This window comes from Curtobacterium sp. C1 (assembly GCF_021049325.1).
GTDB classification, from domain to species: Bacteria; Actinomycetota; Actinomycetes; order Actinomycetales; family Microbacteriaceae; genus Curtobacterium; species Curtobacterium citreum.
In genome coordinates this window covers 1,191,406-1,206,979 of record NZ_CP088076.1, presented here as the reverse complement: position 1 = coordinate 1,206,979, position 15,574 = coordinate 1,191,406, and the positions used below count along the sequence as shown (strand labels likewise).

Below are 15,574 nucleotides of genomic sequence, written 5' to 3'. Positions count from 1 at the left end.
GGGTGGGTCAGCTCGTGATGCAGCGGCGTCCGCCGACGCGGACGATCAGGCCGGCGACGATTCCGCCGACGATCGGGGCGACGATGAACACCCACAGCTGGGCGAGCGGCGTGGCCCCACCGTAGACCGCGGTCGCGATCGAACGTGCGGGGTTCACGGAGGTGTTGCTGATCGGGATGCTCACGAGGTGGATCAGGGTCAGGGTCAGACCGATGCCGATCGGGGCGAGGGCCTGGTACTCCTGCTTCGCGGTGATCGAGAGGATGACCGCGATGAAGACCCCGGTCAGGACGGCCTCGGTCAGGAAGACGGCGCCGAGGTCGTAGCCGCCCGGGCTCGCGCTGCCGAAGCCGTTCGACGCGAAGCCGGCGTCGTGCGCGGCGGAGAAGGCCCCGGCCTTGCCGGAGAGCACGACCGCGATGATGCTCGTCGCGGCGAGTCCGCCCACGACCTGCGACACGATGTAGCCCGGGACGTGCTTGACGTCGGTGCGCCCTGCGGCGAGGAGACCGAGGGTGACGGCCGGGTTGAAGTGGCCGCCGGAGATGTGTCCGACGGCGGCGATGCCGGCGACGAGCGTCAGGCCGAACGCGAGTGCGACGCCGAGGAAGCCGACGCCGGACTGGTTGTCGGTGTCGCTCGGGAAGTTCGCCGCGAAGAGCGCGGTCCCGACGCCGCCGAGGACGAGCAGGAACGTGCCGAAGCACTCGGACAGGTAGCGGGCGAGCGGGCTCCAGGTCGCGGCGTCCTCGCGGCGCTGCTCCGAGGTCGACGCGCTGACCGCGCCGGGGGTCTTCTTCCGTGCCATTCGGGGTGCCTCCTTCTGCGGGCATGACGGATCACCGGACGAGGGCGTCCGGGCAGCACTCGGCCGGGAGACGTCGGGCGTCTCCCGGCCGGTGGTGGTGCGGTGGTGGGGTCCGGCGTCCTAGTGGACGCGGGTGGTCTTGGCCAGTGCGGTGCGGGTGCCACCGGTGAGGTGGACCAGGACCGGGAGTTGCTGGCCGAGGGTGGTGTCCAACGTGTTCACGGCGTGGTCGACGGCGTCGAGGACGGTCACGGCGTCCCCGCCGCGGCGGACGTGGACCCGGATCCGGGCGGCGCGCTGCTGCTTGACGGTGTACGTGTCGACCTTCGCGGCGACGACGTCGTGGACGCCGTCGAGTTCGTGGTCGATGACGTCCCGCACGAGGGCGACGTTCACGGTGACCTGGTCGTCGCCGGTCTTCGTGCGGGCAGCGACGGACGTGCCCCCGCCGCCGCGGGTGAAGACCACGATCAGCGCCAGGACGATCACGACCGCGCACACGGCGGCGATGATCCACAGCGACGCCGCGGGAACGCTCACCCGCTCGGGCAGGGTGAGGTATGGCTTGAGGGCGTCGCGGACGGGGGTGAGGACCCCGGCGCCGATGGTGACCCCGACGATGACCGCGACCAGGCCCAGCAGGAGCAGGATGATGCGGTTCAGGGTGCGGTTGGTGGTGGTCATGCCAGCGTTCCCTTCTGCTCCACGTGCACCTTCACGTGGGTGCCGTGCTTGCCGCCGAGCCGACCGAGACGGTCCTGGACGGCTTGCTGGACGACGTGGGTGTCGACGGGGATACCGGACAGGGGCACCACCCGCACCTCGGTGCGGTGCCCCCTCGCGGAGGCGCTGGTGTTGGACTCGGGAACGCCCGCGGCGAGGGCTGCTGCGTTCGCGGCGGTGGAAGCCAGGATCCTGGTGTCGATCACGACCGCGCCCCGGTCGTGGTCCACGACCGAGCGGGGCTGCCGGCCGGGCCCCACCGCCAGGACGATCAGGATGATCCCGACGATCACGAGGACTCCGGCGATCACCTCGGCGATGGTCGTGAACGCGGCGTCGGGCTTGAGGGCGGCGTCGACGATGGTCTGCGGGTCGGCCAGCAGCGGGGGCTGGCCGATGGCCTTGAGGACCGCTTCGACGCCGATCCACGCCGCGACCAGGGCGGTGACGATCAGGGTGATCGCGACCGCGGTGGACCGGGACCGGTGCACGCTCCGGCGGCGCAGGCGCCGCTCGAGCGAAGAAGTGCTGCTCATCAGTGTCTCCCCTTCACCGGACCCGGTCCTCGTGCTCACGCACGATCCCGGTCAGTTCGATGTGGGCACTGCCCACCTGCCGCCCCGACAACTCCGACACCCGCGCCTTGATGGCATCGGCTGCCCGCGAGGCGGCGGACACGATGTCCGGCTGCTCGCGGATCGGCCCCGTCACGTCGAGTGCGAGGCTGCCGGCGTGGTCGCCGACGTCGATGCGCAGTCGCTTGGCGGGGACGCCGAGGCGCTCCGCGGATGAGGCACGGGCGAGGGTCGTCAGGGCTCGGGCGGTGATCTCGACCCGGCCCGGGACGGCGCTCGTGTGGACGCCTTCCGGGCCGGCGTTCACCGGGAGCTCCGGCGTCCGGTCAGCACGTCGGTCAGGGCGCCGCGGTCGATCTTGCCCGAGCTGATCGCGGCCACGAGGGCACCGATCGCACCGAACACGATCACCAGGACGAAGCCCCAGAAACCGAACTGCAGGGCCACGACGGCCAGGATCGCGCCGATCAGGGCGCCGACGAGTGTGTTACTCAACGCGCGACTCCTTCTTGTCCTCGTTGTCGTCGTCGTCACCCGGGATGTGGACGTCCTGGACGGTCACGTTGACCTCGACGACGTCCATGCCGACGATCTGGGTCAGGGCGCGGCTCACGGACGAGCGGACGCCGTCGGCGACCTGCTGCAGCGGCACCGGGTACTCGGCGACGATGGTGACGTCGGCGGCGACCTGCTTCTCGCCGACCTCGACCTTGACGCCCTGGCCGTGGTCGCGCTGGCCGATCGCGTCGCGGATCGCACCGATGGCACGGGCGGCACCGTTGCCGAGCGAGTGGACCCCGTTGACCTCGCGGGCGGCGATGCCGGCGACCTTCTCGACGACGGTGTCCTCGATGTGGGTCTTGCCCGAGACGTTGCCGGCGCCGGTGGCGGGACGGGCGGCGGTGAGGTTGGTGGTGTCAGCCATGTGTGTGCTCCTTCCGAGGTGTCCGCCGGGTGTTCCCAGCGGATGCTGTTCACGAGTGGGACGGACTGCATCCGAGGATCGTCACGTCCCCCGTTTCGTTCCGAGGAGACGCCCAGGAAGCCGTCGTTCCGGGGCGTCTCTGTCCCCCGATCGGCCGTTGCAACGGCGTTGTCGTGCGCAACGCGTCCGTGGACGTGCGTCGATCGGACCGTGACCGCGACCGTCCGCCGGAAAGCGCGCCGCGTCGTCGGGCGCCGTGTCGTCGCGCCCCGTGCCAGGATCGCCGCATGCGCATCGCCGACTTCGTCGTCCCCGACACCGCCGCCGCCCGCGCCGCCCGGGTCCTCGCCGAGGAGTACCAGTCGCCCGCGATCACGGCGCACGGGATCCGCTCCTGGTACTGGGCGGAGGCGTTCGCGGTGCACGACGGCATCGTCGACGTCGACCACGAACTGCTCTGGGTCGCCGCGGTCCTGCACGACGTCGGGACTGTGCCCGAGTTCGACGCGCACGCGATCTCGTACGAGCACGCGGGCGGCCACGTCGCGGTCGCACTCACGACCGGGGCGGGGTGGGCCGCCGAACGCCGACACCGGGTGCTCGACGTCGTCGTCCGGCACAACTGGCCGTCGGTCGACGTGGGACTCGACGTCGAGGGACACCTGCTCGAACGGGCGACCGGGCTCGACGTGTCCGGCGCCGAACCGGACGTGCTCCCCGAGGCGTTCCTGCGCGAGGTGCTCACGGCGTACCCGCGCGGCGACTTCGCCGCCGAGTTCGGCGCGTGTGTGGTCGACCAGGCGGCGAGGAAGCCGACGACGGCGGCCCGGCGACTGGTGGACGGCGGGGTCGTCGAGAAGCTCGCCCGCAACCCGCTCGAGCAGCTCGGGCGGCCCGGTTCGGTCGGGCCTGGCTAACGCTCGCTCAGTGCCGCCTCGGCCTCGGCCGCGACGGCCTGCTGGACCGCGAACTGGGTGCGGTGCAGCTCCTCGTACCGGCCGCCGGCGGCCAGGAGCTCGTCGTGCGTCCCGCGCTCGACGATCGACCCGTCCTCGACCACCAGGATCTGGTCGGCGCTGCGGATGGTCGAGAGCCGGTGCGCGATGACCATCGCCGTGCGTCCCTCGAGTGCCTCGCTCAGCGCCGCCTGCACCGCGGCCTCGGACGTGGAGTCGAGCGCCGCCGTCGCCTCGTCGAGGATGACCACGCGCGGCTGTGCGAGGAGGAGCCGGGCGATCGTCATCCGCTGGCGCTCCCCGCCGGACAGCCGGTAGCCGCGCTCCCCCACCATGGTGTCGAGCTGGTCCGGCAGCGACCGGATGAGCGGCTCGAGCCGGGCCCGGCGAACGGCGTCCCAGACCTCGTCGATGGTGGCCTCGGGTCGGGCGAGCCGCAGGTTCGCGAGGATCGTCTCGTGGAACAGGTGCCCGTCCTGCGTCACCATGCCGAGCGTGTGGCGCATCGACGCGAACGTCACGTCGCGGACGTCGGTGCCGGCGAGGCGCACCGCACCGCTGTCGACGTCGTACAGGCGGGAGAGCAGCTGGGCCACGGTCGACTTGCCGGCGCCCGAGGTGCCGACGAGGGCGACGGTCTGCCCGGGCTCGATCCGGAAGGACAGGCCGTGCAGGACCTCGTCCCCGCCACGGGTGTCGAGCGTCGCGACCTCTTCCAGGGAGGCCAGCGAGACCTTCTCGGCGGACGGGTAGCCGAACCGGACGTCGTCGAACTCGACCGAGACCGGGCCGTCCGGCACCGTGACGGCGTCCGGGCGCTCCTTGATCAGCGGGTCGAGGTCGAGCACCTCGAAGACGCGCTCGAAGCTCACCACGGCGCTCATCACCTCGACCCGGGCGTTCGCCAGGCTCGTCAGCGGCGCGTACAGGCGGGTGAGCAGGAGCGCGAGCGTCACGACCTCGCCCGTGTCGAGCTGCCCGCCGAGCGCGAGCGTGCCGCCGAGGCCGTACACGAGCGCCAGGGCCAGCGCGGACACGAGCATGAGCGCCGTGAAGAAGACGAACTGCAGCATCGCCGTGCGGACGCCGATGTCCCGCACCCGCGCGGCGCGGACGCGGAACTCCTCGGCTTCTTCGTCGGGACGGCCGAACAGCTTGACGAGGGTGGCGCCCGGCGCCGAGAACCGCTCCGTCATCTGCGTGCTCATCGCCGAGTTGTGGTCGGCCGCCTCACGACGCAGGGCGGCGAGGCGTCCGCCCATCCGACGCGCGGGGACGAGGAACAGCGGGAGCATGACGATCGCGAGCACGGTGACGAGCCACGACGTGCTGAGCATCACGGTCAGGGTGAGGATCAACGCCACGAGGTTCGTCACGACGCCCGAGAGCGTGCCGCTGAACGCCTGCTGCGCACCGATCACGTCGTTGTTGAGTCGGCTGACCAGGGCCCCCGTGCGGGTGCGGGTGAAGAACGCGATCGGCATCTTCTGCACGTGGTTGAAGACCGCGGTGCGGAGGTCGAGGATGACGCCCTCGCCGATCCGCGCCGAGTACCAGCGGGTCAGCAGCGACACCGCCGCGTCCGCGACGGCGACCAGGGCGATCACGACGGCGAGCCACACGATCGTGCCGACGGCACCGCGGGCGACGATGACGTCGACGACGTTGCCCGCGAGGACCGGGGTCGCGACGGCCAGGAACGCACCGACCACCGAGAGGGCGATGAACACGACGAGCTGGGTCCGGTAGGGCACCGCGAAGGTCATGATCCGCTTGACGGACGCGCGCGAGATCCCCCGCGTGCCCTCCTTCGCGGACGAGATCTTGTAGAGCGAGCTCCAGGCCGCGCCTTCCATGCTCATGGCAGTTCCTCCCGGGCACCGGATCAGCGGGCCCCGGTCAGGATACGGGGCGGCCTCCGACACGCGGGTGGTCGCGGTCGCGACCAGGAGCCGGACGGGAGGCCCGTGGCGGCGTCGCCACGGGCCTCCCGTCCGATGGTGGGTCGCGCTCGACGCGAGCCGACCCCGTGCCGTCAGCGGGACCGGGTCGCGCCGATCGCCCAGACCCGCGGCGGCTCCGCGCCGTTGACGGCGTGGTCGCCGACGATGCGGGCCTTGAAGACCCACGGGTTGTGGCTCCCCGCGGTGCGGGCGTTCCGCCAGTGCCGGTCGAGGTTCTTCGACGTGCTCACGCCCGACGCGGCGAGCGCGTCGAAGAGGTGGGACGTCGCGGTGGTCGCGAGGGTCGTGAGCGCGACCTGCGCCTGCGCGGTCGCGAGCTCCGCGCGGTCGTTCCGGCGCTCGTCCTCGGTCTCGTCGAGGGCGGCGCCCTCGTACGCGGCCTGCAGCGCCTCGGCGGCGCGGTCGACGATCGCGGACGCGGCGAAGCCGGCGGCGGAGACCTCGCCGACGACCTGGAGGATCTGCGGGTCCGCCGCGAACGTGTCGGCGTTGCCGTGCGAGAACACCCGGTTCCGGTTCCGGACCTGCAGCGCGATCTCGCGCTCGGCGGCGAGCACCGACCCGGCGAGGACCGTGAGGAGCACCGCCTGGTAGTACGCGGTCTGGTACTTGAACCGGTCGTCGAAGGGGATCACCGCGTCGGCGGCGACGACCGCGTCGGTGAAGGTGCTCGTCCCGGACCCGGTGGTGCGCTGCCCGAAGCCGTCCCAGTCGTCGGCGTGCGTGACCCCGGGCTGGTGTGCGTCGACGATCGCGATGACCCGCTCCCCGGTGTCGGTGCGTTCGGCGTACGTGTCGATCCAGTCGGCGAAGATGCTGCCCGTCGAGTAGTACTTCTGCCCGCTGATGCGGAAGGTGCCGTCCGGCTGCGGCGTGACCTTCGTGATCACGTCGCCGATCTGCACGGCGCCGACCTCGGTCCAGGAGTTGCCGGCGATCTCGCCCCGGCCGAACCGCTCGAGCCACGCGTCACGCTCCCCGGAGCGGGCGACCAGACGGTCCTCGACGAGGGCGAAGTGGCCGCGGAGCGCCTGCGGGATGTTGCTGTCCGCGGCGGCGAGCTCCGTGAGCAGGCGGAAGGTCTGCGGCAGGGTCGCGCCGGCGCCGCCGAACTCGACGGGGACGCGGAGGGCGCCGAAGCCCGCGGCGGCGAGCTCGCGGATCTCGTCGTGCGGCAGGCGGTGCTCCTGCTCGCGGGCGCTCGCGCCGGCGGCGATGCGGTCGAAGATCGGGCGGAAGCGGGCGGCGAGGGTCTCGTCGTCGGGGGTGGTGGTCGGTGCGGTCGTGGCGGTGGTGGTGGTCATGGTGGCTCCTCGGGCTGGTGTGACGGGTCTGGGTGTGTCGGTCAGGCGACGGCGGGGGTCGCGGTCTGCGCGTGGTCGGACGCGGACCCCGATCGCCGGGGGCGGCGCGCCAGGACGGCGGCCCCGCCGAAGACGGCGACGGCGACGAGGGCTGCCGCAGCAGTCCAGACGGGCCCGGTCGGCCAGTTCCCGGACAGCCCGAGCAGCGCCGGGACGGTGGTGGTCGTCTGGCTGGCGAGGACCAGCGCCCACGCGGTGTACCGACCGATCGGCCGGCCGAGCGCGAGCAGCACGAAGAAGAGCGACCAGAGCCCGGCCCACGTCGCCCAGAGGACGGCGAGGACGGGGTCGACCGTGGCGTTCGTCACGGCGAACACCACGGCGACGCCCGCCACGAGCCCGCAGAACCAACCGAGTCCCGCCGAGCCGAGACCGGTCAGGGCGTCGAGCCCGACGTACAGGTAGGTCAGGCCGAACAGGAAGGTACCCGCGATCGCGAGCAGGGCCGGCAGCGAGCCGTCCGCCGTGACGGCGACGGCCGTGCACAGGACGAGCTGGAGGCCGCCGACGAGGACGTTGAACACGCCGCTGTCACGACCGGGCACCCGTCCGAGCAGGGTGAGGCCGTTGACCAGGAGGGCGGCCCCGGAGAGGAGCAAGCAGATGTACGCCATACCGGAACCGTGGCAGCGTCGAGCGCCCCGCGGAAGGGACGTGTCGATGTGTGTCCGATGGTGACGCCGTGTGACGCGCGGACGTCGGCGTCCGCCCGGCGGAGCCTTCGGGGGCCTCGACCCGCACGGCCCCCGCTCGCGAGTCCGCGAGCGGGGGCCGTGATCTCGTGCACGAACGATCAGTTGGTGCGGACGACCTGCACCGGGGAGAGGTCGCTCTGGCCGTCGAGTCGCTGGACGAGGACGAGCTGGTTCGCCCCGAGGTCCAGGTCACGAGTCACCTGGAGCCGGAAGTCCCAGTTCTCGTCGACGACCGCCTGACCGTAGGAGTTGCCCACCGAGTCACGGAGTTCGACGGTCGCGCCGGGGGTCGCGACGCCGTCGAGGACCGGACGCGCCGACGCCGCCTCGGAGGTCAGCAGGCCGGCCCAGCCCAACGATGTCGGGGCCGAGTAGGACGCGGTCTGGACTACCCCGTTGCCCGGTGTCGCAAGGGTGAGTGGGTACGCCGACGAGACGGTGCCGGCCGGCGTGGACGCGAGGAGCTGCATGTCGTTCACGCCGGGCGTGAGCTCTCGGAGCATGTAGACCTGCCAGCGTCCTCCGGCACCGACGACGCCCGAGCCCATCAGTTCCCTGCCCCGCACCAGGGCGACGCGGGTGGCGCCGGGCGCGGTCCCGCTCACCTGCGGTCGAGCCGTCGAGACGGTCGAGCCGGACGGGATGGTCGGGGTGATGGCCGTCTGCGCCTGCGTGGTCGCGATCGCCGAGACGTCGGTGGGCGCGTGCCCGACACCCGATGCAAGGGGAGCCAGCGGAGCGAGGAGTGCGCTGCTCAGTGCGAGCGCGGTGGTGATGATCGTCATGTCGTTTCCGATCTGTCGATGGTTGGGACGATGAACAGTATGTCGGTATTTCACATGACGCATGCTCGATCCGGGTACTCGCGGTGCGTGCACGCTGTGTCAGGCCCTACGGCATGACGTCGCCGGAGTTCGGACCGAGGGTCTGCCCCGTGTACAGGTCCCCGCCGGGCGAGCTGGCCAGCAGGAGCGCGGTCGGGGCCACCTCGGCGGGGACCCCGAACCGGCCGAGCGGGAGTTCGGCGGCCTTCGCGGCCCGCCACGCCTCGGTCATGCCGTCCGTCATCGGTGAGACGACCGGGCCCGGGGCGATCGCGTTGACCAGGACGCCGCGGCCGCTCCACTCGATCGCGGCGCTCTTCGTCAACGCGATGACACCGGCCTTCGCGGCGGCGTAGTGCGCGACCTCGGCTCCGCCCTTGATCGCGAGCTGGGACGCGACGGTGATGATCCGTCCGCGGCCGTCCCGGAGCATGCGGCGTCCAACGGCCCGCATGACCAGGAAGACGCCGGTCAGGTCGACCGACAGCACCCTCGACCACTCCGCGGCGGACAGGTCCTCGAGCGGCGACTGGGAGAGCACGCCGGCCGCGTGCACGAGGACGCCGATCCCGCCGTGCTCCTGGTCGACCGCGTGGACGACGGCCTCGACAGCATCCTCGTCGGTCACGTCGAGCACGACGGGCTGCACGCCGGGGCGACCGGCGAGCGCCGCGAGGGCGTCCGCGTCGCGGTCGGCCGCGACGACCTGCGCTCCGGCGGCGACGAACGTGTCGACGACGGCGAGCCCGATGCCGCTCGCCGCCCCCGTGACGAGTGCGGTCGTGCCGGACAGGTCCCCGGTGGCCGCCATCAGTCGGCCATCAGGATCGTCAGCCCGCCGTCGACGACGAGTTCCTGCCCGGTGACGTAGCGCGCCTCGCGGCTGAGCAGGAAGCGGATCGCGGCCGCCGCCTCGTCCGCCTGACCGACCCGGCCCCACGGGATCCGCTCCCCCGCCGCGGCGAGCCCGTCCGGGCCGAGGGAGTTGACGGCGTCCGCGGACTGCGGCGTCTCGATGAGCCCCGGGATGATCGTGTTCACGCGGATGCCGCGTGGGGCGAGCTCAGCCGCGGCGCTCCGGACGAGGCCGATCACCGCCGCCTTCGCCGCGGCGTAGTGGCTGTGCGCGACCCATCCGTACACGCCGCCGGCGATCGACGAGACCGCCACCATCGAGCCGCCGGGGCCGAGGTGCCGGGCGCCGGCGCGGAGCGTGCGCATCACCCCGTGCAGGTCGACCCGGAGCAGGTCGTCCCACGCGGCGTCGGTCATCGTGTCGAGCGGCTGCCGCCGCAGCACCCCGGCGCCCGCGACGACGTGGTCGACCCGGCCCCACTGGTCGATCGCGGTCCGGAAGACGGCGTCGACGTCCTCGGTGCTGCGGACGTCGGCGGTGACGGTCACCGCGCTGCCGCCGGCCTGCTCGACCGCGGCCACCACGGCGGCGGGGTCGTGGGGGTCACCGGCGAACACCGGGATGACGATGTTCGCCCCGTGCTCGGCGAGCTGCACCGCGAGGGCGGCGCCGATCCCGCTCGCGGCGCCCGTGACGACCGCGACGCTCCCCGCGAACTCGGAGTAGACGCCCGTCGGTGTCGTCGTGCTCGATGCTCGCTCACTCAATGCTCGATCACCGCCACGCGCTTCGTGGCGAGCATGATCACGCCGGAGAGCACCATGCCGCCGGCGCCCACGATGAGCGCCGCCGGGCCGAGGCCGATGCTGCCGGCGACGAGGACGGTGAGGACCGCGGAGCCGATGATCGACCCGGGCTGTCCCATCGCGGTGACGAAGGCAGACCCGGTCGCACGGCAGCTCGAGTCGAAGCACTCGGCCTGCAGGAACAGCAGGGACGCGTACGGCCCGAGCAGGAAGAACAGCGTCGCCATGTAGGTGACGAGCACGTAGCCGAAGTCGCTCGGACCGGTCACGAACAGGGTCCAGCAGACGCCCGCGAGCACCCAGCCCGCGACGATGGTGGTCTTGCGGCCGATCACGTCGCCGAGCCAGCCGTGGAACAGGTAGCCCGCGGCGCCGACGACGTTCGACAGCACGATGATGAGCAGGGACATGCTCGGATCGACGCCCTTGACGCCCTCGAGCATGGTCGTGCCGAGCACGCTCGTCGTGGTGATGCCGAAGTAGTTCACGATCCAGGCGATCGAGAGCACGACCGTGTTGCGCGCGTACCGACGACCGAAGATCGCGCGGAGCGGGTTCGGCCCCTCGTCGACGATGCCGAAGCGGGCGGCGATCTCCGCGGCCTCCTCGGTCCGACCCGACTTCCGCAGCTGGCGCAGGTACGTGTTCAGGCGGTGCTGCGGCGTCTCCTTGATGCCCTTGCGGAGGAACAGCACGAAGATCGCGGGGACGGTGGCGATGAGGAAGGCGAGCCGCCACGAGTCCTGCCCGAACACCCCGGCGACGCCGGCGATGAACGCGGCGGCGAGGAGCGCACCGATCGGCCATCCGGTCTGGACCAGGCTGTAGAAGAACCCGCGGCGCTTCTTCACCCCCTCGAGCTCGGTGAGCGCGAAGACCTCGTTGAGGTACGTGGAGTTGACCGACTGCTCCGCCATGCCGAAGCCGCTGAGGGCGCGGAAGCCGACGAGCGAGGCGACCCCGGTCGACGCGGCCGTCAGGAGCGAGGAGAGCGCGGCGCCACCGATGGTGACCATCATCCCGCGGCGGCGGCCGAGGCGGTCGACGAACAGCCCGACGAGGATCACGACGACGAACACGCCGACGCTCACGAGCGTGTTCGCGAGGAGGGCCGTCTGCTCGTTCCAGCCGAAGTCCTGGGCGATGCGCGGCAGGAGCGTGCCGAACATGATGAAGTCGTAGACCGCCAGGGTCCAGGCGAAGAAGGCGAGGGTCGCGCCGCGCTTGGTCTCCTTCGCCCCGATCGCGGGGAACGTCCCGGAGGACAGCTGGAGCCCCTCGGGTTCGCGGGTGGTCGTGGTGGTCATGGGTGGTCCTCTCGGTTCGGCGGTGCGGGCTGACGGGTGGAGGGATGGGGTCGTGCGGGTCGGAAGCGGCCTTGGTGGGACGGGCCGGGGTGGTGCGGTCAGGGGCGGGGCGTCGGCGGTGTTCCGCGGCCGCGCGCCGCGAACTCCTGGTGGATGCGGTCCCGAGGGGCGTCCTGCGCGAGGAGCGTCGCGAGCAGCAGCCGTGCCTTGAGCCCGTCGAGGCGTCCGGCCGGCACCAGGCCCGACCGCAACAGGTCGATCTCGCCGCCGGGGAACCCGTAGGTGGACGTGAGCGTCTCGCCCGCGCCGGTCCGCGAGGCCAGGACGACCGGCATCCGGGCGGCGAGCGCGCGGACCGCGTCGACGGTGTGTCCGGCGACGTGGCCGCCACCGAAGCCCTCGATGACCGCGCCCCGGTACCCGAGCCCGTCCAGCGCGGACAGGACGCGGCCGTCGTCGGCGAGGGTGACGCGGTGCAGGGCGACCGGCGGGAGGGGCGCGACCCGTCGGGTGAGCGCCGGGAACCGGCCCGCGGGGGTCCGGAAGCGGGGCGTCCCCTCGGTGAGCAGGCCCACCGGCCCGGTGCCCGGCGAGGTGAAGGCGCCCGTCGAGGAGGTGTGCGTCTTGCGGACCGACGCCGCAGTGTGGACCTCGTCGTTGAGCACGACGAGCACGCCCCGGCCGACGGCGGCCGGGTCGGCGGCCACGGCGACGGCGGCCAGCAGGTTCGCGGGGCCGTCCGCTCCCGGGGCGGATGCGTGGCGCATCGCGCCGGTGACGACGAGCGGCTCGGGTCGGTCCCAGCCGAGGTCGAGCAGGTACGCGGTCTCCTCGATGGTGTCGGTGCCTTGCGAGACGACCACACCGGACGACCCGGTGGCGACGGCCTCCCGTGCGGCGTCGAGCGTGCGCTGGACGTCGTCGAACCCGAGCGAGGGCGACGGGAGCAGCCCGAGCTGGTGGGCCTCGACGTGCGCGATGTCCGCGATCGCCGGGACACCGCCGACCAGGTCCGCAGCGGTGATCCGCGGGACGGCGCCCGGGCGGCCCGTGGCGGAGCCGGTGGCCCCCTCGTCGACGCTGGCGATGGTGCCGCCGAGTGCGAGGTACGCCAGGCGGGGCAGGGTCACGACGGTCACCGGAGCGCCCCCGTCCGCCGGTCGAGCGCAGCGACCAGGGCGCGGAGGTCCAGGTCGAGGACATCGCGGTCGTCGCCGAGCGCGCGGGCCCGGGCGGCGACCGACGTCCAGTCGACGCGCCCGGGGCGGAGCCGCTCCACGGCGTCGAGCACCCCGTCGATCCCCTGGGCCACGACCTGGCCGCCCGTCGGCCCCTGCACGACGACGCGGACGGTGCCCGGGGCCGGGCGCACGCGGATCCGCTCCGAGGCGAAGAGCCGCGTCGTCCACGACGCCAGTGCCCGCTGTGCCCGGGTGCGACCCGCCGGGGTGTCCTCGACGTCGGCCGCCGACCGGTCACGCACCGCGCCGCCGCCGCACGCGCCGCACATCAGTACTCGCGGGGGCGCTCGGCCCCGGCGAACGGGAAGCGGACGCGGAAGTCGTCCGCGATCTCGTTCATCGTCACGAACCGCACCCCCTCGTGTCCGCGGAGGTACTCGATGAGGCGCTCGATCATGAGCAGCACCTGGGGTCGACCGGAGACGTCGGGGTGGATCGTGATCGGGAACACCGCGTAGTCGAGCTCGCGGTACACCCAGTCGAACTGGTCCTTCCACATCTGCTCGACGTCGCGGGGGTTGACGAAGCCGTGGCTGTTCGGGCTCGACTTGATGAACATCATCGGCGGCAGGTCGTCGACGTACCAGTTCGCCGCGATCTCGACGAGGTCGATCTCGGAGCCGTGCACGAGCGGCGTCATCCAGGTCGCCGGGTCCTGCGCGTAGTCGATCGGCGTCCACGAGTCGCCGACGATCGAGTAGTACGGGACGAAGTCCTTGTGCTGCTGGCTGTGGTCGTAGCTGAACCCGAACTTCTTCAGCAGGGTCGGCGTGTAGCTGCTCAGTTCCCACCAGGGGGCGACGTACCCGGTCGGCTGCTGCCCGGTGAGCCGGGTGATCAGCTCCACCGAGCGCTCCATGACCGCGTCCTCCTGCGCCTCGGTCATCGCGACGGGGTTCTCGTGGCTGTACCCGTGGGCCCCGATCTCGTGCCCGGCGTCGAACAGCGCGCGGCACTCGTCGGGGAAGGTCTCGAGCGAGTGGCCGGGGATGAACCAGGTCGCCGCGATGTCCGCTCGGTCGAACACCTTCTGCAGACGGGGCACGCCCGTGCGCCCGGCGAAGATGCCGCGCTGGATGTCTGAGGGCGAGTCGGCGCCGCCGTACGAGCCGAGCCACCCGGCGACCGCATCGATGTCGACGCCGAAGGAAACGAGGATCTCTTTCACCATGGGTCATCGTCTTTCGTTCGTGATTGCAATACATGCAATCGTTTGCAACACCGTCGATGGTTCCAGCGGCTTGTTTCGTCCGGCCTGCTCGCGTGTAACCAACGTGTTTCACTTCCGGTGACCGCAATCGATTGCGTGACTGCGGGGTGCGACCATCCGTCACCTAGGATCGGGACATGGGCACCACGGAGGACGGACCGGTCGAACGCGACCACCCGGGTCGTCGCGGCGAGGCGACGCTGCAGGCGATCGCCCAGCGGGCCGGGGTGCACGTCTCGACGGCGTCGCGGGTCCTGCGCCAGACCGAACCGACGCGTGGGTGGAGCGCCTCGGCGCAGCGGGTGATCGCGGCGGCACTCGAGCTCGGGTACCGACCGAACCGGCTCGCCTCGTCGCTGCGGACCCGGCGGTCGGACACCATCGGCGTCGTGATGCCCCGACTCGCGGACACGGTCATCGCCACCATCTGCCAGGCGATCGAGTCGGCCGCGCGGTCCGCCGGGTACCAGGTCCTGCTCACCACGCCGCCGGACGACATGGGCGCGCAGCTCGAGGCCGTGGACTTCCTGCTCTCTCGTCAGGTCGACGGGCTGATCGTCAGCTCCCTGCACCTGTCCGCGCGGACACCGCGTCTGGCCGAACTGCCCGTCCCGATCATCGCGACGAACCGGCACCCCGGCGACTGGATGCCCGCGGTCGTCGGTGACGACGTCGAGGGTGGCCGGATCGCCGCGGAGCACCTGCTCGCGCTCGGCCACCGACGCATCGGTGTCGTCGCGGGGCCGCGGCACGCCAGCACGGCGGTCGAGCGGGTGGCCGGCTTCCGGCTCGCACACGAGCAGCGCGGCATCCCGGTCGACGACGCCCTGGTGGTGCACAGCGACTTCGAGGTCGAGGGCGGCGTCGTCGGCGCGCACGCCCTGCTGTCGTCGGTGGACCCGCCGACCGCGATCTTCGCGGTGAACGACACCGCGGCGATCGGGGTCATGGGTGCTGCCCGGCAGCGGGGTCTGCGGGTCCCGGACGACCTGTCGATCGTCGGCTACAACGACATCTCGATCGTCGCGCAGCTGCCGACGCCGCTCACCACGGTGCACTCGCCGACGGGCCGCATGGGTGCCGTCGCGGTCGAACGCCTGCTCGCTGCACGGGCGTCCGGGACGCCGGACGGTGCGGTGCTGCCCGTCTCGCTGGTGGTGCGGTCCTCGACGGGCCCCGTCCGGTCCTGACCCGACCGCCCCGGCCCCGACCAGCCCCGCCGGCCCGGTCCAGCCCCGCCGTCCCCGCCCGGCCCCGCAGCTGCCGCTGGCGTCACGGCGCGGTCTGCGCTACCGTCGGCGCCAGAGGGAAAAAGCCTCC

The 15,574-nt window shown here is 72.3% G+C and carries 18 protein-coding genes; 2 read left to right on the top strand and 16 right to left on the bottom strand.

Going from position 1 to position 15,574, the window contains the following annotated elements; all coding sequences use genetic code 11:
* Nucleotides 1-7: 7 nt before the first annotated feature.
* From aqpZ to LQK89_RS05905, 6 genes are all read right to left on the bottom strand, one after another.
* Nucleotides 8-808, bottom strand: a complete 801-nt coding sequence (aqpZ, locus tag LQK89_RS05930; protein ID WP_231050461.1) for an aquaporin Z — start codon at nucleotides 806-808, stop codon at nucleotides 8-10.
* Nucleotides 809-928: 120 nt separating this feature from the next.
* Nucleotides 929-1,492 (bottom strand): hypothetical protein, encoded by a 564-nt coding sequence (locus LQK89_RS05925; protein ID WP_231050460.1) that lies wholly within the window; start codon nucleotides 1,490-1,492, stop codon nucleotides 929-931.
* A complete protein-coding gene (locus LQK89_RS05920) occupies nucleotides 1,489-2,067 on the bottom strand; it encodes a DUF6286 domain-containing protein (RefSeq protein ID WP_231049397.1) in 579 nt (192 codons plus the stop codon). Before LQK89_RS05920 ends, LQK89_RS05925 begins: the two co-directional genes overlap by 4 nt.
* Nucleotides 2,068-2,080: 13 nt before the next feature.
* Complete coding sequence (locus tag LQK89_RS05915; protein WP_231050459.1) at nucleotides 2,081-2,413, bottom strand: hypothetical protein; 333 nt, start codon at nucleotides 2,411-2,413, stop codon at nucleotides 2,081-2,083.
* A complete protein-coding gene (locus LQK89_RS05910; protein WP_022902999.1) occupies nucleotides 2,410-2,601 on the bottom strand; it encodes a DUF2273 domain-containing protein in 192 nt (63 codons plus the stop codon). The genes LQK89_RS05915 and LQK89_RS05910 overlap by 4 nt, the downstream gene beginning before the upstream one ends.
* Nucleotides 2,594-3,031, bottom strand: coding sequence for an Asp23/Gls24 family envelope stress response protein (locus tag LQK89_RS05905; protein WP_058740372.1), 438 nt, complete (start codon nucleotides 3,029-3,031; stop codon nucleotides 2,594-2,596). Before LQK89_RS05905 ends, LQK89_RS05910 begins: the two co-directional genes overlap by 8 nt.
* 287 nt (nucleotides 3,032-3,318) lie before the next feature.
* On the opposite strand from LQK89_RS05905, the gene LQK89_RS05900 reads away from it, so the two are divergent.
* Entirely contained in the window at nucleotides 3,319-3,948 is a 630-nt protein-coding gene (locus tag LQK89_RS05900; RefSeq protein ID WP_058740373.1) for an HD domain-containing protein, read from the top strand.
* Here LQK89_RS05900 and LQK89_RS05895 read toward each other — a convergent pair.
* The 10 genes from LQK89_RS05895 to LQK89_RS05850 form a co-directional block, all read right to left on the bottom strand.
* Nucleotides 3,945-5,849, bottom strand: coding sequence for an ABC transporter ATP-binding protein (locus LQK89_RS05895; protein WP_058740374.1), 1,905 nt, complete (start codon nucleotides 5,847-5,849; stop codon nucleotides 3,945-3,947). The two genes, LQK89_RS05900 and LQK89_RS05895, sit on opposite strands and share 4 nt — an antisense overlap.
* A gap of 173 nt (nucleotides 5,850-6,022) precedes the next feature.
* Entirely contained in the window at nucleotides 6,023-7,255 is a 1,233-nt protein-coding gene (locus LQK89_RS05890; protein ID WP_231050458.1) for an acyl-CoA dehydrogenase family protein, read from the bottom strand.
* A gap of 41 nt (nucleotides 7,256-7,296) precedes the next feature.
* Nucleotides 7,297-7,929 carry an AmiS/UreI family transporter gene (locus LQK89_RS05885; protein ID WP_058740376.1) on the bottom strand — a complete coding sequence of 211 codons (633 nt, stop codon included), beginning with the start codon at nucleotides 7,927-7,929 and terminating at the stop codon, nucleotides 7,297-7,299.
* 179 nt (nucleotides 7,930-8,108) lie between these two features.
* The gene (locus LQK89_RS05880) at nucleotides 8,109-8,795 is read right to left on the bottom strand and encodes a hypothetical protein (protein WP_175325063.1); all 687 of its coding nucleotides are present in this window, start codon (nucleotides 8,793-8,795) and stop codon (nucleotides 8,109-8,111) included.
* A 106-nt stretch (nucleotides 8,796-8,901) separates the two neighbouring features.
* Complete coding sequence (locus LQK89_RS05875) at nucleotides 8,902-9,645, bottom strand: SDR family NAD(P)-dependent oxidoreductase (RefSeq protein WP_058740915.1); 744 nt, start codon at nucleotides 9,643-9,645, stop codon at nucleotides 8,902-8,904.
* Nucleotides 9,645-10,457, bottom strand: a complete 813-nt coding sequence (locus tag LQK89_RS05870) for an SDR family NAD(P)-dependent oxidoreductase (protein ID WP_231050457.1) — start codon at nucleotides 10,455-10,457, stop codon at nucleotides 9,645-9,647. Before LQK89_RS05870 ends, LQK89_RS05875 begins: the two co-directional genes overlap by 1 nt.
* A complete protein-coding gene (locus LQK89_RS05865) occupies nucleotides 10,454-11,803 on the bottom strand; it encodes an MFS transporter (protein WP_174779295.1) in 1,350 nt (449 codons plus the stop codon). The genes LQK89_RS05870 and LQK89_RS05865 overlap by 4 nt, the downstream gene beginning before the upstream one ends.
* 98 nt (nucleotides 11,804-11,901) lie before the next feature.
* The gene (locus LQK89_RS05860) at nucleotides 11,902-12,933 is read right to left on the bottom strand and encodes an asparaginase (protein ID WP_231050456.1); all 1,032 of its coding nucleotides are present in this window, start codon (nucleotides 12,931-12,933) and stop codon (nucleotides 11,902-11,904) included.
* A gap of 5 nt (nucleotides 12,934-12,938) precedes the next feature.
* Nucleotides 12,939-13,286, bottom strand: a complete 348-nt coding sequence (locus tag LQK89_RS05855) for a hypothetical protein (RefSeq protein ID WP_231050455.1) — start codon at nucleotides 13,284-13,286, stop codon at nucleotides 12,939-12,941.
* Nucleotides 13,287-13,312: 26 nt separating this feature from the next.
* Nucleotides 13,313-14,215, bottom strand: a complete 903-nt coding sequence (locus tag LQK89_RS05850; RefSeq protein WP_114851511.1) for a polysaccharide deacetylase family protein — start codon at nucleotides 14,213-14,215, stop codon at nucleotides 13,313-13,315.
* 176 nt (nucleotides 14,216-14,391) lie between these two features.
* Between LQK89_RS05850 and LQK89_RS05845 the strand changes: the two genes are divergently transcribed.
* On the top strand, nucleotides 14,392-15,444 hold the full coding sequence (locus LQK89_RS05845; protein ID WP_231050454.1) for a LacI family DNA-binding transcriptional regulator: 1,053 nt from the start codon (nucleotides 14,392-14,394) through the stop codon (nucleotides 15,442-15,444).
* Nucleotides 15,445-15,574 lie beyond the last annotated feature (130 nt).

What these genes read in the sequence shown, in the direction of transcription:
- LQK89_RS05895 (WP_058740374.1), bottom strand. Translation starts at nt 5,849, where the DNA reads ATGAGCATGGAAGGCGCGGCCTGGAGCTCGCTCTACAAGATCTCGTCC.
- aqpZ (WP_231050461.1), bottom strand. Translation starts at nt 808, where the DNA reads ATGGCACGGAAGAAGACCCCCGGCGCGGTCAGCGCGTCGACCTCGGAG.
- LQK89_RS05850 (WP_114851511.1), bottom strand. Translation starts at nt 14,215, where the DNA reads ATGGTGAAAGAGATCCTCGTTTCCTTCGGCGTCGACATCGATGCGGTC.
- LQK89_RS05920 (WP_231049397.1), bottom strand. Translation starts at nt 2,067, where the DNA reads ATGAGCAGCACTTCTTCGCTCGAGCGGCGCCTGCGCCGCCGGAGCGTG.
- LQK89_RS05900 (WP_058740373.1), top strand. Translation starts at nt 3,319, where the DNA reads ATGCGCATCGCCGACTTCGTCGTCCCCGACACCGCCGCCGCCCGCGCC.
- LQK89_RS05880 (WP_175325063.1), bottom strand. Translation starts at nt 8,795, where the DNA reads ATGACGATCATCACCACCGCGCTCGCACTGAGCAGCGCACTCCTCGCT.
- LQK89_RS05865 (WP_174779295.1), bottom strand. Translation starts at nt 11,803, where the DNA reads ATGACCACCACGACCACCCGCGAACCCGAGGGGCTCCAGCTGTCCTCC.
- LQK89_RS05905 (WP_058740372.1), bottom strand. Translation starts at nt 3,031, where the DNA reads ATGGCTGACACCACCAACCTCACCGCCGCCCGTCCCGCCACCGGCGCC.
- LQK89_RS05890 (WP_231050458.1), bottom strand. Translation starts at nt 7,255, where the DNA reads ATGACCACCACCACCGCCACGACCGCACCGACCACCACCCCCGACGAC.
- LQK89_RS05885 (WP_058740376.1), bottom strand. Translation starts at nt 7,929, where the DNA reads ATGGCGTACATCTGCTTGCTCCTCTCCGGGGCCGCCCTCCTGGTCAAC.
- LQK89_RS05845 (WP_231050454.1), top strand. Translation starts at nt 14,392, where the DNA reads ATGGGCACCACGGAGGACGGACCGGTCGAACGCGACCACCCGGGTCGT.
- LQK89_RS05925 (WP_231050460.1), bottom strand. Translation starts at nt 1,492, where the DNA reads ATGACCACCACCAACCGCACCCTGAACCGCATCATCCTGCTCCTGCTG.
- LQK89_RS05875 (WP_058740915.1), bottom strand. Translation starts at nt 9,645, where the DNA reads ATGGCGGCCACCGGGGACCTGTCCGGCACGACCGCACTCGTCACGGGG.